At 65.7% G+C, this 23,749-nt stretch carries 18 protein-coding genes and 1 pseudogene; 6 read left to right on the top strand and 13 right to left on the bottom strand.

What is annotated here, in order from left to right; all coding sequences use genetic code 11:
- Positions 1–312: 312 nt before the first annotated feature.
- The 6 genes from H5T74_05140 (at position 313) to H5T74_05115 (ending at position 7,265) form a co-directional block, all read left to right on the top strand.
- Positions 313–981: an L-2-amino-thiazoline-4-carboxylic acid hydrolase gene (locus H5T74_05140; GenBank protein ID MBC7229762.1), complete on the top strand. Its 669-nt coding sequence runs from the start codon at positions 313–315 to the stop codon at positions 979–981.
- Between the two features lie 143 nt (positions 982–1,124).
- Positions 1,125–1,400 (top strand): GlsB/YeaQ/YmgE family stress response membrane protein, encoded by a 276-nt coding sequence (locus tag H5T74_05135; protein ID MBC7229761.1) that lies wholly within the window; start codon positions 1,125–1,127, stop codon positions 1,398–1,400.
- A gap of 48 nt (positions 1,401–1,448) precedes the next feature.
- Positions 1,449–2,066 carry a DUF4125 family protein gene (locus H5T74_05130; GenBank protein MBC7229760.1) on the top strand — a complete coding sequence of 206 codons (618 nt, stop codon included), beginning with the start codon at positions 1,449–1,451 and terminating at the stop codon, positions 2,064–2,066.
- A gap of 136 nt (positions 2,067–2,202) precedes the next feature.
- Positions 2,203–3,450, top strand: coding sequence for an MFS transporter (locus H5T74_05125; GenBank protein ID MBC7229759.1), 1,248 nt, complete (start codon positions 2,203–2,205; stop codon positions 3,448–3,450).
- Between the two features lie 249 nt (positions 3,451–3,699).
- The gene (locus H5T74_05120; protein MBC7229758.1) at positions 3,700–5,511 is read left to right on the top strand and encodes a metallophosphoesterase; all 1,812 of its coding nucleotides are present in this window, start codon (positions 3,700–3,702) and stop codon (positions 5,509–5,511) included.
- 38 nt (positions 5,512–5,549) lie between these two features.
- Positions 5,550–7,265 carry an amidohydrolase family protein gene (locus H5T74_05115; protein ID MBC7229757.1) on the top strand — a complete coding sequence of 572 codons (1,716 nt, stop codon included), beginning with the start codon at positions 5,550–5,552 and terminating at the stop codon, positions 7,263–7,265.
- 42 nt (positions 7,266–7,307) lie between these two features.
- Here the strand turns inward: H5T74_05115 and H5T74_05110 are convergent, their stop codons facing one another.
- The 13 genes and pseudogenes from H5T74_05110 to H5T74_05050 all read right to left on the bottom strand — a co-directional run bounded on the left by H5T74_05110 (position 7,308) and on the right by H5T74_05050 (position 23,719).
- Positions 7,308–8,378 carry a hypothetical protein gene (locus H5T74_05110; protein MBC7229756.1) on the bottom strand — a complete coding sequence of 357 codons (1,071 nt, stop codon included), beginning with the start codon at positions 8,376–8,378 and terminating at the stop codon, positions 7,308–7,310.
- A 326-nt stretch (positions 8,379–8,704) separates the two neighbouring features.
- Complete coding sequence (locus tag H5T74_05105; protein MBC7229755.1) at positions 8,705–9,049, bottom strand: hypothetical protein; 345 nt, start codon at positions 9,047–9,049, stop codon at positions 8,705–8,707.
- Positions 9,050–9,457: 408 nt separating this feature from the next.
- A complete protein-coding gene (locus H5T74_05100; protein ID MBC7229754.1) occupies positions 9,458–10,417 on the bottom strand; it encodes a hypothetical protein in 960 nt (319 codons plus the stop codon).
- Positions 10,418–10,636: 219 nt separating this feature from the next.
- A pseudogene (locus H5T74_05095) lies at positions 10,637–11,936 on the bottom strand (IS1380 family transposase).
- 151 nt (positions 11,937–12,087) lie between these two features.
- Positions 12,088–14,079: a hypothetical protein gene (locus H5T74_05090; protein ID MBC7229753.1), complete on the bottom strand. Its 1,992-nt coding sequence runs from the start codon at positions 14,077–14,079 to the stop codon at positions 12,088–12,090.
- A 29-nt stretch (positions 14,080–14,108) separates the two neighbouring features.
- Positions 14,109–14,957, bottom strand: coding sequence for a CbbQ/NirQ/NorQ/GpvN family protein (locus H5T74_05085; GenBank protein ID MBC7229752.1), 849 nt, complete (start codon positions 14,955–14,957; stop codon positions 14,109–14,111).
- 183 nt (positions 14,958–15,140) lie between these two features.
- Positions 15,141–16,826, bottom strand: a complete 1,686-nt coding sequence (locus tag H5T74_05080; protein ID MBC7229751.1) for a fatty acyl-AMP ligase — start codon at positions 16,824–16,826, stop codon at positions 15,141–15,143.
- Positions 16,827–17,467: 641 nt separating this feature from the next.
- A complete protein-coding gene (locus H5T74_05075; GenBank protein ID MBC7229750.1) occupies positions 17,468–18,178 on the bottom strand; it encodes a DUF169 domain-containing protein in 711 nt (236 codons plus the stop codon).
- A gap of 172 nt (positions 18,179–18,350) precedes the next feature.
- Positions 18,351–19,229 carry an amidohydrolase family protein gene (locus H5T74_05070; protein MBC7229749.1) on the bottom strand — a complete coding sequence of 293 codons (879 nt, stop codon included), beginning with the start codon at positions 19,227–19,229 and terminating at the stop codon, positions 18,351–18,353.
- A 259-nt stretch (positions 19,230–19,488) separates the two neighbouring features.
- On the bottom strand, positions 19,489–20,574 hold the full coding sequence (locus tag H5T74_05065) for a 4Fe-4S binding protein (GenBank protein ID MBC7229748.1): 1,086 nt from the start codon (positions 20,572–20,574) through the stop codon (positions 19,489–19,491).
- A gap of 31 nt (positions 20,575–20,605) precedes the next feature.
- Complete coding sequence (locus H5T74_05060; protein ID MBC7229747.1) at positions 20,606–21,682, bottom strand: 4Fe-4S binding protein; 1,077 nt, start codon at positions 21,680–21,682, stop codon at positions 20,606–20,608.
- A gap of 42 nt (positions 21,683–21,724) precedes the next feature.
- Complete coding sequence (locus tag H5T74_05055) at positions 21,725–22,384, bottom strand: TetR/AcrR family transcriptional regulator (GenBank protein ID MBC7229746.1); 660 nt, start codon at positions 22,382–22,384, stop codon at positions 21,725–21,727.
- 456 nt (positions 22,385–22,840) lie between these two features.
- Positions 22,841–23,719: an SDR family NAD(P)-dependent oxidoreductase gene (locus tag H5T74_05050; GenBank protein MBC7229745.1), complete on the bottom strand. Its 879-nt coding sequence runs from the start codon at positions 23,717–23,719 to the stop codon at positions 22,841–22,843.
- Positions 23,720–23,749: the final 30 nt, after the last annotated feature.

Here is a 23,749-nt window from a genome sequence, read left to right as displayed (position 1 = left end):
TCCCGGTATTCCTCAGCGATGAGGCAAAGCCTTCTTACCGGGCCGTCGGCGCACCCGGAGGCTCGAGGCCCTGTAGCCGAAGGGGCCGCCTCCCCCGGCCTTCGTCCGCGATAAGGCAAGGCGTTCTGCCCAGCCTGCCCGGGCCGTCGGCGCACCCGGAGGCTCGAGGCCGTTTAATCCATCTCTGCCCTTGAGGAGAATGACCGGGAAAGGAGAAGCCCTGCCGGGCGGAGGCTTTGCCGCGCGGGCCGATAACTGGTAGATTTACGGCGAAGGCTCTTGGCGAGGAGCGAGTCTGGGAGGGGATTTTCCATGGCGCATTACCATCATCGTGAGGAGGAATCCTGGGAGAGGTTCACCTTCGAATTCCCCTACGCGGAGGGATTGAGGAGACTGCGCGAGGAGGTGCTGGAAAAGACCGACTTCGACCCCGCTGTGTTATGGGTATGGGGAACCATGCAGGCCAGGGCGGTGATCGAGGTCCTCAAGGCTTGCGAACGCGAGTTCGGGGAGGAGGGCCAGCGGGTGGTCAGGGAGGCCCTGGTGGAGGTGGGAAGGGAGGTCGGCCGTCAGATGATGGGAGAGCTGGAGCCTCCGGAGGGACTGAGCGAGGCGGAGATGGCCAGCTTCTTCGCCACCGTGGTTAACTGCATCGCCTACGCCTCGCTGGAGGAGCCGAGCATCGATTCCGAGGACGAAGTGAGCTTCCACATCCTTTGGTGCCCCCACCAGGACGTATATTCCGCCTTCGACTGCCGCGTGCAGCGCTACTTCGTGCAGGGCATGCTGGAGGCGGTGAGGGAAAAGGGAATGCTCGAGGGCTGGCAGGTGCGCTTCACCCAGACCATCCCCGCCGGCGCGGACACCTGCCGCTTCGTGCTCTGGCGCGCTCCCGGAGGCGAGAGGTCCCGGTGGGAGGAGTACAGCGAAGAGCTGGAGAGAAAAGCCCTGGAGCTGGCGGAGGAGGCGGAGAGGGGTTAGGTGATGACGTGCGTATCCCGGGCTGGCCGGGGGCGGTTGGCGAGGGCCTTCGGTCGCCATGCGGATAGACCTCCCTGCCGTGAAGATGTCGGCGCAGACCCGGACGGCGTTGCCATGCGTCACGGGAAGAAAGGCGGACCTCCATGTCCTTGATTGGCTGGATAGTGATCGGGTTCTTCGCGGGCTGGCTGGCGGGCGTCGCCACCCGCACCAAGGAGCGGTTCGGATGCCTGCTCAACCCCGTGGTGGGTATCCTGGGCGCCTTCGTGGGCGGTTTCATCTTCAGCTATATCCGCAACGAGAAGGTCACCTTCGCCTTCGACTGGTGGAGCCTTTTCGTAGCCTTTGTAGGCGCCTGCGTGCTGCTGCTGGCGGTGAAGCTGCTCGCCTGGATCTTCTCCGGCCGCCGCAAAGGCTGACGGAGCAGGCGGAGAGAGGAAAGGAGACGAACGTAAAGGGAGGGGGCCATGAGCTGGAAAGAGGACCTGATCTCGGGGATCCTGGAGATGGAATGGGAGATGCTCTCCTCGCTGCAGGCGGAGGGCGGCGGCGCTTCCTGCCGGGAGGACCCGGAGACATTCCGCATCATCCGCGCCGCCGGTTTCCTCACCTGGTCGGAGACCACCCTGGCCAGCTACCTCAACGACCTCAGGCTGGCGAAGTCCAGGGGGAGGAACCTCATGGTCGAGAAGTACGCCCGCATGGAGGGCCTGATCCCGCCCCTCAACCCCGAGGCGGCCTCGCTCATAGACCGCATCGTGCGCAAGGAGTGCCTGTGGGCGGAGGAGTACCTCGCGGCCAATCCCGGGGAGAGGCTGGCGCGCCCCATCTACTCGCACGACGATGCCCCGGGGGTGATCTCCTCCGAGACCTACTCCCGCGCGGAGCTGGATACTTATTCCACCCAGACTCTGGAATATTATTACATGGACATCCTTGCCATGGCCTCGCGGGGCGAGAACCGCATCGCCATGGCCGTCGACCACATGCGGCGCCTGGCCTGCGGGGAGGTGGCGGACTGGAGGGAGCTCCTGGCCTCGCAGGGAGGCCGAGGGGGGAGCGTCGGCTACGCGCCCTGTTCTTGAGACACCGCCGCGAGATTCCGGCATTTCCACGGCAGGTCATTCGCCCGCTGCGGCTGGCGAGTCCTTCTTTCGTCTCGGGAGGCGCAAGAGGACGGTAGGTCAGCGGCATGGAGAGCGATGGAAAAGGAGTGATCGGATGGAGAGCGGGGAGGAAAGCGGAGCCCATCCCTATCGCTGGGTGGTGCTTGCGAGCTTCATGTTCGTTGCGGCGATCACGCAGCTCATATGGCTGAACTACGCGCCCATCGCCACCGAGACCGAGAAGCTCATGGGGGTCAGCGAGCTCAAGGTGGTGCTGCTGGCCACCGTGTTCCCGCTCGTATATATCCCGGTATCCATACCGGCGGGCTTCATCATCGACCGCAAGGGGTTCCGCTACGCGGTGATGGTCGGCGCTTTTTTGACCGCGGCATTCTCTTTCCTGCGCCTCTTCGCCGACAACTATGCCCTTGTGCTGTTGGGGATGGTCGGTGTCTCCGTGGGCCAGCCCTTCGTGCTCAACAGCATCACCAAGATGGTCAGCACCTGGTTCCCGGGAGAGGAATCGGCTCTGGCCAACGGACTGGGGACCCTGTCCCTTTTCCTCGGCATGATCGTGGCCATGGCCGCCACCCCCTCGCTGCTCAAGGCCTTCGGCGAGGGGGAGGTATCCTCCCTGCGCTGGGTGGTGCTCGTCTACAGCCTGGCCGCTCTGACGGGCTTCGTTCTCTTTGCCTTGCTGGGAAAAGCGCGCCCGCCGCACCCTCCCAGACGCTCGGAGGCCGACGCCCTGGGAGGGGAGGTTTCCATAGACCTCGGCGCGGTGCGTGCCCTGTTCCGCCTGCGGAATTTCCGCATCCTGTGCGCCATCATCCTCATCGGAAACGGCTCTTTCGTGGGTCTTATGCAGCTCATCGAGAAGATCCTTGCTCCCAAGGGGATAGGGACCACCACGGCGGGGAATATCGGTGCGGCCATGGTGCTGGCCGGGGTGGTGGGCTGTATCCTGCTCCCGGCCCTCTCGGATCGGATGATGCGGCGCAAGCCTTTCCTGCTCCTGGCGGCGGGCGCCGCGATCCCCACCATGCTCCTGCTCGGGATCCTGGAAGGCACCCCCGCTCTTTTCGTCGTGGGGGGATTGCTGGGCTTCTTTCTCCTGAGCGCCCTGCCGGTACTGCTCGCCTTCTCGGAGGAGACCACGGGGGCTCATCTCACCGGCACCGGCACCAGCGTGCTCCTGCTGTTGGGCAACGCGGGCGGGGTGGTGATCACTCTGGCCATGGAGGGCATCAAGGGGCTCACGGGCGGCGAGTCGGGAGATTTCCTGTGGGCTATGGCCTTCCTGTCGGCGCTCTTCGCGGTGGCGTTGCTGCTGGGCGCACGCCTGAGAGAGGAGCACGCCTGAAGCGCTTTCCGTTCTGACTTCCGGAGACGCCGGCGTTTTCCCTTCTCGAGGAATCCCCTGCCCCTCATCCATGCTGCCGCTGGAAAAAAGGAGAGGCCCTTTCCGTGGGTTGCGGCGGAAGGGCGGGCAAGGTGCCGTTCCCGGCTGGTACATGTTACCGTGTCCGGCTGGTAATATGATGCTGTCGGTAAGGCGGCGGGATGGCTGCCCGAAAAGGGTGAGAGAAAGAAAGAGAAAGAGGGATAGACCGTGAGCGTCTGGCTGCGGAGGGGCGTGAAGGCTTTTCTCGTCCTCGTCCTGGCGGCCCTGGCCCTGTTGGGATTGACCCTCGGCTTCCTGCACTCCCCTTTCTTCAGGTACCCCACCGGCGACGAGTTCCCCCCCGCGCGCATCCACCGGCTCATCTGGCCCACCATCGGCTGCCCAGCCCTGGTGACGCCCGGCGGAGTGCTGGAGGCGGAGCTGGACCTGGATGGCCTGGAGGGGGCGAAATGGCTGGAGGCGGAGGACTTCCGGGCCTCCATGCGCCCGGCGCGCGCGGAGCTCGCGGGCATCTCCCGCGAACTGGAGCCCCTGGAGGCGCGCAGGGGCCCTTCGCGGCGCTGGCCTTACCGCGGCGCGGAAGGAGAGGGCGAGGAGGTATGGACGGTCTCCTTCCGGGTGCCCGGGGACGCCTTCCCCGAGCTCTACGACCTGCGCGTGGAGGTGGAGGCGGAGGGTGAAGGCGCGGCAATGAGCGAGGAGCAGCCCCACGCCTTGGGGATCATGGAGGACGGCGATGACCGCTTCACCTTCGTCACCCTCTCCGACATCCACGTGCACGAGCGCGGCAACTCCTCCCTGTTCTCCCGGCAGACCGATCGGGGGCTCTCCGATACCGGCGAGCCGCTCTTCCTCTACCAGGCCATAGAGCAGCTCAACCTCATCCGGCCCGATTTTGTGCTCATGCTGGGCGATTTCATCCGAGGGCAGCGGAGGCCTGGGGAACTCCTGAAGGAATACGAGAGATTCTACCAGGCATTGCTGGAGCTCGAGGTCCCGGCGTTCCTGCTGCCCGGCAACCACGACCAGTACGTGAACGGCATCGACGGCGCGCGGTGGTTCGAGGCCAACCTTGGACCCCTCTATTATTCCTTCGACGTGGGGGGGTGCCATTTCACCTGCCTGGACTCCTACCAGTGGCCGGAGGGCGACCGAGTGGTGATGAACAAGCTCTTTTTCATGGAGCCGCGCCGCTGGCAGGGACAGGTGCTGGACGCGCCCGCCGGGGAGGGTTATTCGGCGCCCGGCGCGCAGCTCTCCTGGCTGGAAAAGGACCTCTTCGACCATGCCGGCTCCGCCTTGAGGGTGGTGGCCATGCACCACGATCCCTGCACCCCCGAGGGCAGGGGCTATTCCTACATCAACGTGAACTATTGGGGCATATACCACGCCGGAGGGGGAGGAAGGGGCAGGGAGGAGCTGCTGGAGCTCATGGCCCTGCACCGCGTGCACCACGTCTTCGGGGGACACCTGCACATGGACGCGGTGAGCTCGCTGCCCTGGGAGGGAGGCGGGGGAGAGACGGTCTATTCCTGCCAGACCTGTGTATATTTCGGCGGGGGCGGCTGGAGCGAGCATTATCCCGGCTACAGGCTGGTGGAGGTGGAGGACGGAGGCATCGTCTCGTTCTCCTACCTGGACGGGACGTCCTCATACCCACTCTACGACGGTTCGCATCCCGGCGCCGTGGTGGACCTGGACCTCCTGGAAACCCCCGCCGTCTGGGCCGAGGAGGAGGATCCCGGGGAAGGTGCCGTCGCCGGGTTCGCGGCGGGCAACTTTCTCGCCGTCCCGGTGCGTTTGCGGGGCCTGGTGTTGGATACGGAAGCGTCGCCCTCGGGGCGCTACGAGGTGGAGGGGGCGGACCTGATCCGGGCGGTCGCCCTTCCCGGCGATGGCAGCAGGGCGCTGCTCTATCTCGAGGTGATGGTGGAGGCGGGCGTGCCGGGAGAGGCGGGAGACCGACCCGGCGTTCCCTCCATGAAGAGAGGTCGGGTATTGCCGGTACAGGGGAGGTGAGGAGGTTGTTCGACCTGGCGATCACGGGCGCGACGGTCATGGACGGCTCGGGGGGAAAGCCGTACCGCGCGGATGTGGGGATAAAAGGCCCGCGCATCGAGGCGGTGGGGGACCTGGGCGGAGCGGAGGCGGCCCGGCGCATGGATGCCACCGGCCGCGTGGTCTGCCCCGGTTTCATCGACGTACATTCCCACGCCGACCTCACCATGTTCCGCGAGGACGCGGCGGAGCTGCTGCAGCCCCTGGTGCGGCAGGGCATCACCACCTTCGTGGGCGGGAACTGCGGCATGGCGCTGGCCCCCATCACCGACGAGAACCGCGAGGGCCTCAAGACCTACCTCGAGGTCTTCACGCAGATGGACTTCGATACTGCCATAAAATGGAAGAACATGGGGGAGTTCATGGAATATATGGACGAAAAAGGTCTCCTGCTCAACATGGCCCTGCTGGTGCCCCACGGCATGCTGCGCATCTCCGCCCTAGGCCTCGAGGACAAGCCCGCCGACGCCGCCGCCATGGGGACCATGAAGCGGCTGCTGGAGGAGTCGCTGGAGGCGGGGGCTTTCGGCCTCTCCACGGGGCTGCAGTATTTCCCGGGGCTGTTCTCCGATACCGGGGAGTTGGTGGAGCTGGCGGCACCGCTGGCCCGCTACGGCGGGATCTTCACCAGCCACCTGCGCTCCTACACCGCCACCACCCTGGGCAGGGCCATCGACGAGGTGGGGGAGGTGGCGCGGCGCAACGGCATCCGGGGACAGGTCTCGCACATCTTCTCCATCCCCTGGGCGGGGCCGCTGCACCCCATCGCCCTCAGGGGCCTGAAGTGGCTCTGTCGTCACCCCGAGGCGGCCCTCAGGGTGCTGCCCGACTTCGCCCTGGACATGTCCATGAACACCGTGCTCAAGCGCCTGGAGAAGAACCGCAGGTCGGGCGCGGAGCTGGCCATGGACGTCATGCCCACCACGGCGGGGTTCACCCACCTGCTGGCCTTCTTCCCGCCTTGGGCGCTTACCGGCGGGCGCGAGAAGGTGCTGGCCCGCGCCTCCGACCCCGCGCTGCGCCGGGAGATGCTCCGGGACATCGAGAAGGGCAGGCCCACCTGGCCCCACCGCGGCCGCAACGACTGGTCCCTCAACATCATGCGCCAGATGGGCTGGGACGCGGTCACGGTGATGGCCGTGCACAGCGAGAAGAACAAGCACCTGGAGGGGCGCCTCTTCACCGATATCGCCGCGGAGCAGGGCAGGCATCCCTTCGACGTCATGTGCGACCTGCTGCTGGAGGAGGACGGCAAGGTGCTGGTCTTCGAGTCCATGTCCGAGCCCGACGACGCCTTCACCGAGCGCTACACCTTCCCCGCCCTGCAGGACCCGCGCACCATGATCACCACCGACACCATCCTCATGGGGGTGGGGAAGCCCTCCTACCTCTTCTACGGCTGCTACCCCAAGTTCTTCGGGCGCTACGTGAGGGAGAAGAGGCTGCTGGATCTGCCGGAGGCGGTGCGGCGCTGCACCTCCCTGCCCGCGGATTTCTTCGGCATCGCGCGGCGAGGACTGGTGAAGGAGGGGTACTACGCGGACCTGCTGGTCTTGGACCCGGAGGCGTTCGGTACCGAGGCCTGTTTCCGCGACCCCGAGCGCTTTCCCAGGGGCCTGGAAGCGGTGGTCATCAACGGGACCCCGGTGGTGGAAGGAGGAGAGCCGGTCCCCGGCGCCCTGGCCGGCAAGGTGCTGCGCAGGAACGCCGCATGAACCCGGGACGGGTGCCGCTCCGGGGTCGTTTCCCGGCTGTCCTCACTTCCCCCTGACCTCCATGGACAGCACACCCTCATCGGACATCTCCCAGGTGACCTCGGAGCCGCTCCTGGTGGCCGATTCGAAATATCCCTGCATGAGGCCGACGAGCAGCAGGGGCAGGGCGGCGTTGCGCAGGGTCATCCTGAAGGCCGCGCCCTCCAGGCGTAACTCCTGCAGGTCTCCCAGGCCGCGCAGGGCAAGCTGTTGCCGCAGGCCGTCAACGTCCTCGACCTCCCTGGAGGAGTAGAATCCGCCCAGGGAGAAGCGCCTCTGCGCCTCCACGACGGCGCGGGGGATCTCCTCTCCCAGCTCGCGCTCCAACTCGTCGAAGACCACCTCCAGGTAGGCGGATCCGAACATGGCCATGCGCCGGCCCGTGATTCTGCTGGTTATGACGCCCTTTTTCGTGTCCCATTCCAGGGAGGAGAGGAGGGCCGGGCCGCCGCAGGAGCCGCATCGCTCCAGCTCGATACCCGACTCCTCGAACGGGCGCCTGTGGAATTCCAGCCTGCCCTGGAACTGTGGAGGGTGGGGGGCAGGCCTGCAGGTGACCTCGATGGCGTTGCCCTCCAACAGCTCGTAGGTCACGTCGTTGTCGCGGTCCGTCACCGCCTCCGTGGACCCTGTGAAGTCCCCGCACCACAGAGGTATGGAGTAAGGCTCCACGATGCGTTCGGTGACGTAGTCGTCGTCGTCCCCCCGGTAACGGTATCCCACCAGCGAGCTCCTGCCGTAGCCCATGACGTAGTTGATGACGTTGATGGCCTCGATGAGGGGGTCCAGGCTCAACTCCAATCTCTGCACCCCCTCCTTTACCTGGGGCGGGATGATGCGGTTGATGTATTCCCGGCTCGCCCGGCGTTTGGTCTCGATGATCATGCGTTCCAGCGGCAGCCCTATGATCTCCTCCACGCCCTTGAAGAGGGGGTCGAGGTTGTCGCTCTCGATTAGCACCATACGGTGCTCGCGGTCGTTGGCCTGCACGATGACCCCTCCCGCGAGCCAGAGGTGGTTGCCCGTGAACTGCGAGGGTGCCCCGCACGCCGGACAGCGTTCTATCTCGCTCATCTCTACTACCTCCGGTCACCTACCAGCCCCGATGTCAACCGGCGCGTAAACCTGCATGGTGTACGCATTATATCGTCGGAATCGGCCCGAGGGCACCATTCACTTGAGCGCGGGGCAGGGGGCGCCCCGCATGTGGAGGGAGCGGGCGTTGGGCGCGGGGTCGCCGGGAGGTGGGGACGTTGAACGGGATCCGGATTATCGACGACGGACATTCTCTCGACCACAATGCCTTATGTCATGAGTATGCCTCTGCACTAGTAGGGGAATTGACAGGATTAAGCCGCGATATAGTGCATCTCCACCCAGCCGTTGACCACGATAAAGGCTCAGGGCTGGCAGTTGCCGTGCGAGGGAGCATAGGGCGCTACCTCCACGGCCCGGCGCACCAGCGCGTCCGGCACGAGTTGCTTGGAGAAAATGCGGTTTCTGCGCCGTTTGTAGATGACCTCCTCCACCGGGGTCAGGCCCTCGATGCCCTCCACCTCGGGGATGTCCGGGTACCCGTCATCGGGATGGAAGGACATGGTCTTGAAGAGGCTTTCATCCACGTTATAGAAGTCCTGCATGGAGGAGGCGCCCTTCTCGCGGTGTGAGAGACACGCGGAGCACCCGAAGCACATCCTCCTCTCTATCTGGCGCGCCTTCTTGTCCACGAGATAAAGGCAGGCCATGGCGCAGGCCTGCACGCAGTCGCCGCACCAGGAGCATTTTTCCTCGTCTACGACGACCTTCAGGTTCGACTGTACCTCGGGATTGCGGGCAGGAAGGTTTTCTTGAACTTCTCAAACGCCGTCTCTTCCCCTTCTCGATCTTTGCCTCTTACCAGATGAACACGTGCCAGGCCTCGACCTCGCTGTGCTCGCCCCGGGCTTGCTCCGTCTCCGTCCACGCGACTTGCACAGCTGCGCCTGCGGCATAGTCGCTTCCGCGATGCGGGGCCTGCGCAGATGAACGCGTGCCAGGCCTGGACCTCGCTCTGCTCGCCACGGGCTCGCTCCGTCTCCGTCCAGGCGACTGGCACCGTACCGCCTCCCTACGGTCGGCGCCATCGCTTCCGCGATGCAAACTGTAGAGATGTTTCATGTCTTACGGAGCTCGACTCTCATCATGATCTCGCCGCAGGCTCCCAGTGGCAGGCCGGCGCCGTAGCAGTTCATAGGGAGGTCGAAGAGCTTGCTCGCGCACTCTGTGCCGGCCGCCATCCTCTCCATCATCAGCATCACTCTCCACCAGATCTTGGTAAGGGCCATGATGCAGACACCTTCGTTTCCCTCGGGCCGCAGTACCCTGCCGAGGGCATCGAGATGGAATTCGTCCCCCTCCTTGTGCCCTGCGATACAGGCCCGGGAGGACACCACCCGGATCACTATATGATGGTCCTTGAACCTCTCGATGGACTGCAGCCTCCTCGCGCGCTTGGGCGAGGCGAGGAAAGCCTCCAGTTCATCCTCTTGCAGGGGCAGGGTCCTCATGAAATCGCTCGGCTCCGGCCCGCCCGAGGTGGGAGCCTCCTCCATCGCCCGGCACTCCCCCCTCGCCCGCCTGTTCTTGATGAACAGGAAAGGCAGCATGGTGAGCATGAAACGCGCGTATTCGATCAGGGGCATCTTCTCCCGGCGCAGCCTGAAGAGGTTGTCGCCCAGGCCTCCCATCTCCAGGCCGGCGTCGGTGCAGGTGACGTGGTCGAAGACCATCTGGTTAGGGTCCTTGCCCTGCAGCATGTGGTCGTAGTAGTCGTAGATCAGCGGCGAGAGTTGGGAGAGCCCGTGGATGCAGACGCCCGGCGGGCACTTGTGCCGTATGAGCATGCCCATGGGGTTGAAATAGAGGGGGCGCCCTTCGTTGTGACAACCGGAGCAGTGGTGGGAGCATACCGGCTCGGCCACCAGCCAGTAGGTCATGGCCTCCATGTCCACCGCCTCCAGTAAGCCCAGCTCCATGGCCTTGCGGTACTCGGCCTCGTCGTAGCCCCAGCGGTGCTTGATGATGATCTTGAACAGCGGTTTGCTTAGGACGTTCAGGATACGCATAAGCCCCATCTTTCCCCCTCTTTTCTCCAGGATTTCCCATATACAGCTCCAGACAGCATGATTCTACCAAAATTGAGGCAGGCCAAAAAGTCATAGCCCCGGTATTCCGCCTTACCCATGATGCCCCCTCCCGTTTTCGCAACGGGAATCTCAATTCCAGTGATATACGGAGAGGCTTGACCGCTCGAGGTGGGCTGCATGTGCGGTTACTTTTCTCTATCCGCCGCTTCAAGTCGGAGCCATGGCCGGTGACCTGATGCGGGCAAAGACCTCGGCGGAGAGAGCCCCCGAAATGGCCGGCTCCGCCATCCTAAATGACCGTACAGCGGGAGTGGCAGACGACCTAGGCGTCTCTCTTTATCAGCTCGAGCTGGACGCTTGAAAGCGACCAGTGGGATATCTTTTCAGGGAGGGCGAAGCGCAGGAGGAAGTTGCCCGGGTTGTAGGCTAAGGCGAAGAGGGCCAGCCTCACCTGGTTGGAGGGAAAGCTAGGGCACGACATGTATGTACAGGAAAGGGCGTATTTGCCCTCTTTGATGTGCTGCTATCAAAAACCACGCTGGTTGTAGGATCTCACCACCTTCTTCGCTCCCTTGCCTAAATCGGTGACCATGAACCCCACCCGGGGGAATAGCTCTCCCTGGTGCCACTCAATCTCTTGGCGATGATTCTCCGGGGCCTCCTTAAGGACTTTACCCGGTAGAAGAAGTCATGACAGAAGACCTTCGGTTTCAGCGATGGTCTGCCCACCGGCCTGGTCGTCGGGTGCTCTACGCGTTCATATAGCCTGCCGGTGGCCTTGATCCCGATGGCGTAGAGGACGCCTTCCTCCTCAAGGTATTCATAAATATCCGGGGAGGTGAAGGCGGCTTCGGCGCGGAAGTAGAGCTTTCCGCCTGAGGCCCGGTATCTGTCCACTATGGGCTCCAGCAGGTCCCGCCAGCCGTCTGCGAAGTGGACGTTGCCCGGCCGCAAATGAGCCCCTTCACAGTCGCCGTGCTGCTGAAGACGAACAGGGGATGGTAGCAGGTACAGTTGAAGTGCCCGTTGTAGGCCGAGCCCTCCTGCTTTCCGTACACCGGAGACTCGGACGGGTCCGTGTCCGGGACGATTTTCTTGCAGGCATCGCCCTGGCCACCCAGGCGTGATTGATGGCGGCCAGGGCTAATACGTTCTCATTGCTTGTCAGGGTCTGGGTCTCGAAGCGGGACACGGTCTGGGAGCTGACGGCGCCCCTCTCCAAGGCTTTCTTTCCGACAACAGCCCGCATGGCGGGGTCACGGGCAAGCGCCTCCTGGTCATTGACATCCTCGTATCCTGCCAGCCTTACATAGACGGACTGCCTCAGAAGCCCCGTCATCCGGTGCCTGATGTTCCTGCCCATCCTTCCGTCTTGCAACATCACTCCCGCCATCTCGGTGAGCCCCAGCACTTCGTCCAGCTCCCTCACCGCCGGAAACCCGGTGTCGGTGGTGACCTTGGGACCGCGAAATTCCAGCCTCAGATCGTGGTCGAAATGGAGCCTCAGACGCCCGTTTTACGCTTCACCCGCAAGGTTCTACATGTTTCCCCCTCCTGCATTGCTGATATTGCTGTTCCGATGCTTATTTCAGCAAATCATGCAAGGAACCCTTGCTGTTCGAAATGTGAAATCCGGGACGGGAATGAGGGGCGGTCCCTCAGTTTCCGCGCAGCTTGAGGTACACCTTGGGGAGCTCGGAGGGGAGGTCCTCCACGCTTTTCAGCACCAGGTAGCCGTGCGGGGGACACATGCGCCGCAGGTAATCGTGGCCGGCGGCGTCCACGGTGAGGTTGAAGGACAGGATCTGGTGCGCCTCCGCCTCGCGCAGGGCCATGGCGGTGTCGCGCAGGCCGTATTCGCGGTCGGTGCGGTCCTCCCCGTAGTCGAAATCCTGGGGGTAGCCGTCGGAGAGCACCAGCATGAGCTTGAGGGAGGAGGCCTCCGCGTCGAGCAGACGGTGGGCGTGGCGGACCGCCGCCCCCATGCGCGTGCTCTTCAGGGGCTTGAGGCCGCCCAGCCTGCCCCATACCGCCTCGTCCAGGGGCTCGCCGAAGCCCTTGATGCGCAGGAAATCGACCCGGTGGCGCCCGTAGCCGGAGAAGCCGAAGATGGCATAGCGGTCGCCGAGCTGTTCCAGGGCGCGGGCCATCACCGCCACGCTGGCAAGAAGCAGCTGCAGCACCGTCTCGCCCGCGTGGTCGCCATCCTCGATCTGCGAGGAGGTGGAGGCGGAGAGGTCCAGCAGGAAGAGGGCGCTCACCTCGCGGGTCACGCGCCGCTTCTCCATGTATATCTTCTCCGTCGCGGGCAGCCCGCCGCGCAGGGCCACCGCCCTCTCCACCGCGGCGGCGATGTCTATCTCCTCCCCCCATTCCAGTCTCTTCCTCCAGGCCCTCTCCTGCAGGCGGAGCAGGCGGAACTGCCGCGTGACCTCCCTTACCAGTTCCTCCCATTCGCCCAGGAGGCGCCGTGCGGCGAGGGGGTCTCCGGGCTCGGCCGCCTGCTGGTGGAGGGTGGTCCACTCGCGCCGGTAGGCGCCGGCGAGGTAGTCCCATTCCGGGTAGCGGAAAACGCCCTCCTCACCGGAATACGTCTCCTGGTCCCCCGGTGCCTCGCGCCCCGGCCGCGCGCCGCTCCGCTCCTCTCCCTCCCCCAGCCTCTTTCCCAGGGCGTCCTCCGCCAGGAACTCGCCCACCCCGGAGGGGATGAGGTGGGAATAGAAATCCAGGGAGAGGACCTCTCCCAGCTCCGGGGGCACGAGATCCGCCCCCTCTCCCTCCGCGGCCTCGCGCCCGAAGAGGGTGGCGCGGTTCCCCTTCAAGCCCGGCATGACCTCGGAGAAAAAGGCGTCCAGCCCGTCGAGGCGGAGGCGTCCTCCCTCTCCCGCGGTTACGGTGAACCGGGAGGAGAACAGCCGGTAGAGGTTCAGGGTGACCTCGAGGCTGGTCTTGAGGTCCGCGCCCTCCTCCGCGGCCCCTTCCGCCACGCGGAGGACCTCCGAGGGGCAACCCTGGCGAGAGGTCCCCGCCACGGGGGAGAGGAGGGCGAAAAAGAGGTTCCAGAGCACGCACTGATGGTCGAGGGGCTCGAGGTTGGGCCCCAACCGCTCGAGGAACCATGCCAGGTCCGCGGCGATCCCCCCGAAACCCCTCGCCAGGCGGATGGCCACGCGCGCAGACTCCACGGTGATGAAGATGTCCGCGGCCAGCCCCGGCATGGGAAATCTTCCCAAGAAGTACCGCAGGAAGGCGAGGGGCTCGCCGCTGTCACGCCAGGTCATGCCCCCCGACGGGCTCCCTGCCTCCCGGGCGCGCGGCCGGTCAAAGCTACCCGCCTCCCACTGGCCCGCCTGCAGGGCGGTGTAGAGGCGGAAGACCCTCCAGTTGTCAGCGCGCGACTCGAAGGCCTCCATACGCGGGGGGAGATAGACGTCCCTACCGTCGCTGAAGGGGAAATGCCGCCTGGGGTTGGCGAGCAAGCCCGGGGCCTCCGCCAGGGACCTGGCCTGCAGGTACCGTCCCCCCACCCCCTTGGAGAAAAGGGAAAAGCACGCTCTTGCCTCGTCGAGGTGGACCGCGCGGGGATCCGACCCCGCCGGTTCCTCCACCAGGGCGGTGGCGTAGATGGAGAGGTTGAGGCTGGAGGTCAACGCCCGCCTTCCTTTCCGCGCGCCCCTTATCAGGGGAACACCGCTGCCACCAGGTCCCGCAGCGCCTGCTGCACCACCGGGTCGTCGGAGACCGCCGAGACCACCGCCGTCTCACACGCGCGCCGCGGCGGCACCCCGCCCGCGATGAGCCTGGCGGCGTAGATGAGCAGGCGCGTGGACGGCCCCTCCTCCAGCTCCTTCTCCCCCAGGTTGCGCGCGCGCTCCCCCAGCAGCGCCAGGTCCCGCGCTACCGCCTCGTCCACCCCCGCCTCCCCGCGGATGATGCGCGCCTCCGCCTCCCGCGGTGGATAGGAGAACTCGATGGCGGCGAACCGCTGGCGGGTGCTTATTTTAAGGTCCTTGAGCATGGACTGGTAACCGGGGTTGTAGGAGACCACCAGCAGGAAGCGGGGGTGGGCGCGGATGAAAGCGCCCTTTTTCTCCAGGGGAAGGATGCGCCGGTGGTCCGCCAGGGGATGGATGAGGACCATGGTGTCCTTGCGCGCCTCCACCACCTCGTCCAGGTAGCAGATAGCCCCCGCCTTGACCGCGGCGGTGAGGGGGCCGTCCACCCATACCGTCTGGTCGCCGCGGAGGATGTAGCGCCCCACCAGGTCGCCCGCGGTGAGGTCCTCGTGGCAGGCCACGGTGATGAGGGGCAGCCGGAACCCGCCCTCCCTGCCGAGCAGCCAGGACATGTACTCCAGGAAACGCGTCTTTCCGCACCCCGTGGGGCCCTTGAGGTTCACGGGCAGACGGGCGCGGTAGGCGGCGCGGAATATCTCCACCTCATCCCCATGGGGAAGGTAGAAGGGCTCTTCCTCGAAGACGTGCTCCTGGTAGGACAGCTCCCTCTGGTAGCCACCGTCCGGTTCCATTTCCACCGCCTCTCTTGCCCGGCCGTGGGCCGGTTGTGCCCGCACCTGTTCCGGCGACCCGAGAACATTCTACCAGCCCGGCTCTCGAGGGTCAGGCCTCCGGCCCTTGACCGGAGGCCTGACCCACACGCCGCGACAGGAGAGGATATCGCCTTGCCCGGAAGGCAAGGGATCGGCTGCCGCTCAGCCGCTGTAGATGGGGACGCCGCTGCGCGCCACCGCCTGCAGCCTCTCACCCAGGTACAGCTCGCGGCACAGGAAGCGGCGCTTCTTCCCGCTCGAGGTCTTGGGCAGGGTGCCGGCGGGCACCAGGATGACCTCGCGCACCGGCACCCCGATCTCCTCGCGCACCGCCTCGGAGACCGCCCGCGCCGTCTCCCTCGCCGCCTCGGCGCAGGAGAGGCGCGTCTCTCCCACCAGCACCAGCCGCTCCTTCCCGCGCCTGGTCCTGACCCCGAAGGCCACCGCGTTGCCCTTGCGCATGCCGCTCACGCGCTCCGCGCAGCGCTCCACGTCCTCTGGGAAGAGGTTGCGCCCGCCGATGATCACCATGTCCTTGATGCGGCCGACGAGGTAGAGCTCGCCCCCCGCGAGGTAGCCAAGGTCGCCGGTGTGCAGCCACCCTTCACGGATGGCCCGGGCGGTGGCCGCCTCGTCGCCCCAGTAGCCCTGCATCACGCAGGGACCGCTCACGCACACCTCGCCTAGCTCCCGCTCTCCAGCCTCGCTGCCGTCTTCCTTGAGCACCCGCAGGCCGACTCCCTCCAGCGGGGTGCCCAGCGAGATCAGGGCTCGCGTCCCCTCTTCGCCGGGCTCGGCAGGTGAGGCCACGCCGGCGTCCTCTATGTCGTGCCGCGAGACGTGGTCCACGCGGTAGCGCTTGCCGGGCTGGGGGAAGGTCACCGCCAGGGTGGCCTCGGCGAGACCGTAAACGGGATAGGGAACCTCGGGCTTCAGTCCGTACTCCGAGCCCGCCCTCACGAAACCGTCCATGGCCTCGGGGTCAACCGGCTCCGCGCCGTTGAGGGCGAGGCGCAGCGAGGAGAGGTCCAGGTCGCCAGCGCGGCCTCCCTCCAGGACGCGCGTGGAGAGGGCGTAGGAGAAGTTCGGCCCACCGGTGATGGTGGCGCGGTGGTCGCTGAGCGCCCGCAACCACAGCCCCGGGTCGGACACGAAACGCTGGGGGGACATGAGGACCAGGTCCGTGCCGCAGCTCAGCGCGGTGACCAGGAAACCGATCAGGCCCATGTCATGGTAGAGGGGCATCCACGAGACCACGCGGTCATGGTGGGTGATTTTGGCCTTGCGCGCTATCGCCCTGGCGTTGGCCATGATGTTGGCGTGGGTGAGCACCACCCCGCGCGGCTCGCTGGTGGACCCGGAGGTGAACTGCACCAGGGCGACGTCCTCAGGGGTGGTGGACGCGGGAGGAAGGCCCCCGCCCGAGGAGAGCTCCTCGCAGGCGACCATCCTCACCCCCACGCCCAGCTCGCCGACCATGGGCATGAACGTTTCCGGCAGGGCTAGAAGCCTGGCGCCCACTCTCTCCAGGCGCCCGCGGCTCTGTTCGATGAAAGAGGCGGGGTCCACGGCCCGCATGGGCAGGGGAAGGGGAACCGCCACCGCCCCCGCCGCCCAGCAACCCAGAAAGGTGATAACGGTGGCGGGGGTGGTCTGGGCCATGATGCCCACGCGGTCGCCGGGCTCGACGCCCGCCCTGATCAGGCCGCAGGCGGCCCTTTCCGCCGCCTCCTTCAGCTCTCGGGGTGAATAGACCTTTTCCCCCTCCTCCTCGAGTATGGTCAAGCCCCGTTCCGAGTGTGACAGTCCTTTAAGTATGCTCTCCCATACGTTTCTCGCGTTCTTCACGGGCAACACCTCCTTCTTGGACCTTTACTTCCTGGAACTTGTGCCTGTCTCTCGTCCTCTACGCTCCCGCGGACTCCCGCGTCCGGCGGATGCGCCACAAGGCGATCCGCCGCGACTCCCCTGTCGCGCCCTGGGGACGCGAAAATACGGGTGGAGCGCCGCTTCGATCGGGGTTGTCTGCCTGAGCTTTTGCGAGAAGACCGACCTCCCGCCTCCAGCCGAACCCCTCGATATCTGCAGGCTTAAACACCTCCCAGCGCGGTTTGGTTACACGGCTTTCCCGCCGCGTGTACGGGCACCGCGGTAGCCGGGCCGGGGAAGGCGGAGGGCGGCGCAGGTCATGCAGGTGCCCGCCGAGTGGCGGAATGACGGTGGCAGGTGAACATGACCCCTCGGAGAGCATATGGTATTAAATGGCATACAGAAGGCAGGCTCCTATCCTCGTTCTCAGGGCCACGGCCTGCCCTTGAAGCCCGGTCGCGGGGGCACCGGGCGTTACCCGGGTGAGTTGGCGGCGAGGCGGTCGCGCGGGCCCCCGGCACAGGCGCCTCGAGGACCATGCGAGTGCCGGTTCCCGCGAATTCGTCCCCAGACCGTCTGTCTCAGCCGGGCTGGTGGTGGCTTTCCCCGAGGTCCGGGGATCAACGCCTCCGGAAGCCCTTGGGGATCTCCAGCTCGGCCGTGCCCGCGGAGCACGCGGGGACCGCCTCCACCAGATTGTGGATGCGCTCGTAGGGCACGCTGACGAAGATCACATCCGGGCCGTATTTCTGCATGCGCCTGGCCGTCCAGTCCCCGAAGGTCACGTTGGAGCGGCCGGTCACCAGGGGATGGGCGATGGCCGAGTGGCAAAGGGATCCCGTGAGCTCCGCGCGCAGGGGTATGCCGTCCCAGTAGTGGTCGAGGAAGACCAGCCGGCAGGCCTGCTCCGCGTTGACCAGGAAGACCACCAGGTCGGGGCGGAGCTCCGCCTCGCTCACCGGCGCCATGACCATGCGCTCCGCCATCCCCAGGGGCGGGGGAGCAGCCAGGGACTGCATGCGGTGAAAGCTCACTATGGAGGCGGTCAGTTTCTCGCCGCGGGTGAGGAACCACTGCAGGCCGCGCCAGGCCGGACCCTGGGGCGGCGGGGTGAGGCCGCAGTGCCAGCCGCCTCCGGGACAGGCCGAGGTCTCCGCGTCTATGACGAAGGACCTCCCCCGCGACGCCTGCTTCAAGGCGTTGCACACCCAGACCTTCTTATGCTTACCGGCCTCCAACTCCTGGTTGGTGAAGGTCACCGCCACCGGCCTGCTCCTTATCCCCAGCGCTTCCACCACCCCGTCCAGCTCTCCCTGCCAGACCTTCTTCATCTTCCCACCTCCCGGTTCCGTGAGCATGCCCAAGCGCACCTCTTCCGCTTAGCGGTCTCGTTTCCGCTATCCGGCATGGATGAGGTCCTACCGATCATCTCGTGACCTGCTTCGCGCCGTCCGCCATGCTGCCGCATTCCCGCCATCTCCTCTTCTCTCGGTCTTCAGCCGCCTATCCCAGCAGCGCCAGGATGTTCCCGCCCGTCAGCCTCCGGAGCAGCTCCCCGTCCTCGCCCGCCGCCCTGCGGGCTATCCTCAGGGCGTAACGGGGGTCGCTCTCCGGCCAGTCGGAGCCGAAGACCACCCGTTCCCTGCCCGCTACCCTCAGGGCCTCCCGCACCACTTTGAGGGGCTGGAAGGAGGTCTCGAGGAATACGTTCTCGTAGCGCTCCGCGAGCCGGAGGGCTTTCTGTGGATAATAGAGGCCCATGTGCCCGAGGATGAAGGGCACCTCCGGGAAGGCGCGGATGAGCTTCTCGTAGCGGGAGGTGTCCCCGTAGGACGAGAAGCCGTCCCTCACCACATAGTAATCGAACTCGCCCGCGTGGATGAGTACCGGTCTGCGGTGGGGCGAGAACTCCTCCAAGAGGTCGAAATAGAAACGGTCCTCGGGAGCGATGCGCTGCAGGATGGGATGTATCTTCAGGCCCCTGCATCCGCGCTCCATCGCCTCACCGAGCTCCTTTTCCCATCCCGGAGCCGGGCAGGCGCTAGCGAAGGGTATGAGCCGGTGTTCGCCCTCGCAGGCGTCCAGGTATTCCCTGGAGGATGAGAAGGGGGCGATGGGCAGCACCACGCTCCTGTCGATGCCGTTCCTTTCCATGCTGCGCAGCAGGTTCTTCTTGCATCCCATGGACAGGCGCAGCTGGTTCTCCATGGCGATGAGCGCTCGCGCCGCTCCTGGCGGCTCCCCCTTCCAGAGCGGGTTGCGGAACCCCAGGAGCTCGTAGCTCCACATCAACAGGTGCGTCGTGCGCCGGCGCCCGGGGTCGGGGGTCACGCCGAGGACGGGGGTTTCGAGATGGGCATGCGCGTCCACGATCAATGGCATCACCTCCGTGCCGCGAGCAGGCTTTTCCCAGCACCGTTTCGATTATATGCCATGGGCCGGAAGGCGGAAGGCCGTCCGTCATCCGGCGGCGCGGCAGGTCGGATTGCGCGGGTGCGCGCCGTGGCCCGCCCGGGTCGAGGTGAACCCGTCGGGAGCATGATGTCGGCATGAACGGTCCGGCGGCCACCGCCAGGCTGGGGAAGGTAAGGACAAGGGGCGGTGCGGCGCAGCCTCAAGGACCCCTCTAGTCCGGGTCGCTTCAGGGGTTGATCACCTCCAGGAAGCGCTCCAGCTTGCCCTTCTCCTGCAGGATCTTCATGCCCATCTCCGCGGTGGTGGCCGGGGGCTCCGGGAACCCGCTCACCGCCTCCAGGCGTAGGGCGCGGTTGGGACATCCCGTCACGCACAGTCCGCAGCCTATGCACTTTGTGGTGTCCACGACGGCCTTCTCGTCCGCTACCCGGATGGCCCCCACTGGACATCTCTCCTCCGCGCAGGTGCCGCAGCCGTTGCACAGGTCCTCCTCGACCACCGGCACGAAGCCGGAGGAGATGAAGACGGGAGGGTTCCCCCATTCCAGGCTCATGCGCAGCAGCCCGCAGCAGCAGGTGCAGCAGTTGCAGACGAAGGTGAGGCGCTCCTGCACGTTGTTGATCTGGTGCACCAGCCCCGCGCGGTCGAACTGGCGCAGCTTTTCCTTCATCTCCTCCTTGTAGAGATAGCGCCCAAAGCCTCTCTCCACCAGGTAGGCGCAGGTCTCGTCGAAGAGCATGCACGCCTCGCGCGGCGCGTCGCACTTGCGCTCCAGGTCGCGGCAGGCGCAGGTGGCGATGCCCACCACCTTCGCACGGTCGATCATGTCATAGACCTTCTGGTAGGGGAGTACGCCGGGCTCGCTCTCCACCTCCTCCTGGATGGGGATGATGCGGGAGAACCTCGTCTCCGTCCCTCCGAAGCGTGTTCCCAGTTTGGGGAGATACTCTTTCCAGAGGGGAGTGAGCTTATCCCTCATCTCATCGCTCATGCCCTTCATGAAGGGGAACTCGAAGATGCCCGGCATGACCGGGAGGAGGGCGTAGCCGCGCTCTCCCTCCTTCTCCCGCACGAAGACCACCCCTTTTTCCGCCAACGACTCCAGGCAGCCGCGCGCCGTCCCGATATCCACGCCCGCGTGGCGAGCCACGTCCTCCACCCTGAAGGGGCGGAAGCCCAGGCCGAGGGCCACGCGCGCCTCCTCCTCGTTAAAGAGAGTCTTGAGGATCTCGATGATCTCCGGCGCCGGCGCACATCCCGTGGGGTGGCGGTCCAGAAGCTCCCGCAGCCCTTCGTATACTTCCTCCGACATGTCACGGACCTCCCCGGTATTATATGGCATTTTATGGCCGGCCCTTCTCCTTCATCTGCGCGGCGATGAATTCCTGCAGGGCGGGTATCTCCCGGGCATCCTCGCGGCGCCGCAGCACCAGCGCGTCACCCGAGCAGGTGGGAATGCACACGCCGCATCCCAGGCAGCGGGTCGGGTCGACGACGGCTGTCTCCCCGTCTCCCAGGCTTATGGCCTCCACCGGGCAGCGTTCCTCGCAGGTGCCGCATCCCACGCAGGATCTCTCGTCGACGTGAGGGACGTAGTTGGAGGGAGCCAGGGCATTGGCGAAGCCCAGTTCCTTCCTGGTGTTGATGAACACGCAGCAGCAGCCGCAGCAGCAGCAGATGGTGGATACCTTTCCCCGGTAGTTGTCGGTGGAGAACACCAGGCCTTCCTCGTGCGCCTCGCGGAGCTTCTCCAGGGTCTCCTCCAGCGTCAGCTCCCTGCCCATGCCCCTCTCGACCATGTAGCGCCCCATGGACCCGAAGTGGAAGCAGTTCTCCCGCTCGTGCCGGCAACCCTCCCCGGCATAGGCCTGTATCTGGCGGCATGGGCAGTAGGCCACCACCCTGTAGTCGGCCTCCATCACCAGGTCGCGCACAGTCTCGAAGGGAAGGACCTGGGAGCCGGAGGCGACTTCCTCCCGCACCGGCGCCACCCTCAGGACGGGGACCTCTCTTTCGCCCAGCTCCTTCCCGAAGGAGGACTCGAAGTATCTTCTCCACAGCGGGGCCAGCTTGCGCACCCTCTCATTGTCCTTCCCGGGCCAGAAGGGCGTCTCGGAAAAACCTACCACGGTGGGAAGCAAGCGGTACTTGACCACCCCGCCCTTCTCGCTCCTGAAGACGGTTCCCTTGGAGACCATGCCTTCCAGCATCGCTTCCAGCTCCCCCGCGGGCATGCCGGTCATGGAGGAGAGGGCATCGAGGCCGGTGTTCATAAAGGGCAGCCTGGAGCCCAACTCCGCCTCCTCGGGGGTGAAGAGGATGCGCAGTATCTCCATGAGCTCCTCGCTCATGGGCGCCCCGATGGGCATCTTGTCCAGGTGTTTCGCCAGCGCCGCGTAGGTCTCGTCCGGCATGAGCATCTCCTCCTCATCCGTTCGGCCGCAACCGCGGCCGCCCCTCTCTTACCGCCGCCCCTTCCCGCGGGGACGGGCCCGCGGGCTCGTGCTCCCGCGCCCCGCGAGATCCCCGAGCTGCTCGAGGATGAGCGCCACGCTGTTGCGCATGGGGGCCGGGTCCCGGGTCACCTTGCTGATCATGATCCCGCCCTCCAGGGCGCTGACCGCGAAACCGGCATAGGCGGAGCAGTCGAAGTCGGGAGGAAGCTCTCCCGCCCGCTTCATCTCCTCCAGCTCGCCCGCGATCAGCTCCGACCAGTCCCGGAAGGCCCGGGCGATCCGCTCCCGGAATCCCCGGTGGGTGTTGCCGGTCTCGAGGGCGAGGTTGCCGAGGATACAGCCGCGGGAGCAGTCGGCGGACTCCACGATGCCCTGGATCTCCTCGAGCATACCCTCGATGCGCCCGTAGGGGGTGAGGTCCGGGCGGTCGAGGAATCCCCGCAGCCGGCCCAGGATATGCTCGGAGGCGCTCTCGATCACCGCGTACCCCAATTCCTCCTTGGAGGAGAAGTGGAAATAGAAACTCCCCTTGGTCACCCCCGCCGCGGCGATGACCTCGTCCACGGTGGTGCGGTTATAGCCCTTCTCGTACATGAGCAGGGTGGCGTGGCCGACGATGCGCCGGCGCGTTTTCTCGCCCTTGGACGAGGGCTCGGTCTCCTCCAACCTTCCTCCTGTAATAGACCAACCAGTCGGTTTATTATGTCCCGATCCGGTCTTCCCGTCAAGCATCAGAGGCTTTCCGCCTTCAGGCCGGTGGACCGCATGAGGCCTCACCGCGCCCACATGGATATGTGCAAGGGCCGGCACCCAGCCCGGGAAGCCGTTTCGTTCTTTCCCCAACCGCACGGATGTATACTTACCCCATACGGGGAAAGACGCGCGGCGGCATGCCCCAGGGACGGTCCCGCGAAAAGAAAGCGAGGCGGGACATGTCGGAACGGGTTTTCCGGACATCGTGAAATAGAGGACTCATTCCTCACCTACAAGAAGCTGGAGAGCAAGGAGGTCCACAGCGGCGGCTGGCGCGGCGCTTGCGAGGCCGGGGAATACCTCCTCTCCTGCCGGATCCGAACGGCAAGAACGAGGTCACCCGGGACGGGCGTGGCCGCCCGCGCCCGCTCAGACCGACTGCAGCGCCCGCCGGGGCAGCTTCTTCCGCCACCAGGCGAAGAACCTCGCCACCCACAGGCCGGAGCGCGTCGCCAAGCGGGGGAACAGTCGCCGGTAGTGATAGATCATCCGCGAGGGAAAACCGGGGATGACCAGGAAACGGTCGCGGGCCACGGCGTCCACGATGCGCTCTGCCACCTTGCGCGGCGATGCGCCGAGGCTCAGAAGGAATCTCTCCAGCAGCCGCGCTCCCCTGAAGTGCAGGGGCAGGTCCTTGATGGTCGAGGTGTTGGCCAGGGGGGTCTTCACGTATCCCGGACACACCAGGGTCACCCCGACGCCGCTCTCCCTGAGGTCGTAGTAGAGGACTTCCGTAAGGCCGGTGACGGCGAACTTGCTCGCGCAGTAGGCGGACTGGCCGGGGATGGGGATGATGCCGTCGATGGAGCCGATGTTGACGATGTGTCCCGAACCCCTTTTGACCATGGCGGGGAGAAAGACCTCCAGGGTATTGACGGTGCCCATGAGATTGACGTCGATGATGCGCTTCCACTCCTCGTGGTCGGTGGCGGTGACGTGGGCGATGAGGGTGATGCCCGCGCAGTTCACCAGGATGTCCGGCACGAGGCCTGTGGCCTCGAGTTCGCCGGTGATACGGCGCAGGTCACCGACGGAGGTTACGTCCGCGCGGAAGGCATGGGCCCGGCGGCCGTTCTCCCGCAATGCCGCAAGCGCTCCCTCCAGGCTGTCCCCGTTGATGTCCACGAGGACGGGTATCGCTCCCCTGGCGGCGAAACTCTCCGCGACGGCGAAACCGATGCCGCTCGCTCCTCCCGTGATCAGCACGACCTTTTCACTCAGGTCGTTCGGTCTCTTCTTAGAATTCACGTGTCCTCCTCAGTTCGTCCACAACGCCAT

This window comes from Actinomycetota bacterium, assembly GCA_014360645.1.
GTDB lineage: Bacteria > Actinomycetota > Geothermincolia > Geothermincolales > RBG-13-55-18 > Solincola_B.
The sequence above is the reverse complement of the archived record's forward strand: the minus strand, read 5'-3'. Positions and strand labels throughout refer to the sequence as shown.

What these genes read in the sequence shown, in the direction of transcription:
- H5T74_05140 (MBC7229762.1), top strand. Translation starts at nt 313, where the DNA reads ATGGCGCATTACCATCATCGTGAGGAGGAATCCTGGGAGAGGTTCACC.
- H5T74_05135 (MBC7229761.1), top strand. Translation starts at nt 1,125, where the DNA reads ATGTCCTTGATTGGCTGGATAGTGATCGGGTTCTTCGCGGGCTGGCTG.
- H5T74_05130 (MBC7229760.1), top strand. Translation starts at nt 1,449, where the DNA reads ATGAGCTGGAAAGAGGACCTGATCTCGGGGATCCTGGAGATGGAATGG.
- H5T74_05125 (MBC7229759.1), top strand. Translation starts at nt 2,203, where the DNA reads ATGGAGAGCGGGGAGGAAAGCGGAGCCCATCCCTATCGCTGGGTGGTG.
- H5T74_05115 (MBC7229757.1), top strand. Translation starts at nt 5,550, where the DNA reads ATGGACGGCTCGGGGGGAAAGCCGTACCGCGCGGATGTGGGGATAAAA.
- H5T74_05110 (MBC7229756.1), bottom strand. Translation starts at nt 8,378, where the DNA reads ATGAGCGAGATAGAACGCTGTCCGGCGTGCGGGGCACCCTCGCAGTTC.
- H5T74_05105 (MBC7229755.1), bottom strand. Translation starts at nt 9,049, where the DNA reads ATGGCCTGCCTTTATCTCGTGGACAAGAAGGCGCGCCAGATAGAGAGG.
- H5T74_05100 (MBC7229754.1), bottom strand. Translation starts at nt 10,417, where the DNA reads ATGGGGCTTATGCGTATCCTGAACGTCCTAAGCAAACCGCTGTTCAAG.
- H5T74_05085 (MBC7229752.1), bottom strand. Translation starts at nt 14,957, where the DNA reads ATGGAACCGGACGGTGGCTACCAGAGGGAGCTGTCCTACCAGGAGCAC.
- H5T74_05075 (MBC7229750.1), bottom strand. Translation starts at nt 18,178, where the DNA reads ATGAAGAAGGTCTGGCAGGGAGAGCTGGACGGGGTGGTGGAAGCGCTG.
- H5T74_05070 (MBC7229749.1), bottom strand. Translation starts at nt 19,229, where the DNA reads ATGCCATTGATCGTGGACGCGCATGCCCATCTCGAAACCCCCGTCCTC.
- H5T74_05065 (MBC7229748.1), bottom strand. Translation starts at nt 20,574, where the DNA reads ATGTCGGAGGAAGTATACGAAGGGCTGCGGGAGCTTCTGGACCGCCAC.
- H5T74_05060 (MBC7229747.1), bottom strand. Translation starts at nt 21,682, where the DNA reads ATGCTCATGCCGGACGAGACCTACGCGGCGCTGGCGAAACACCTGGAC.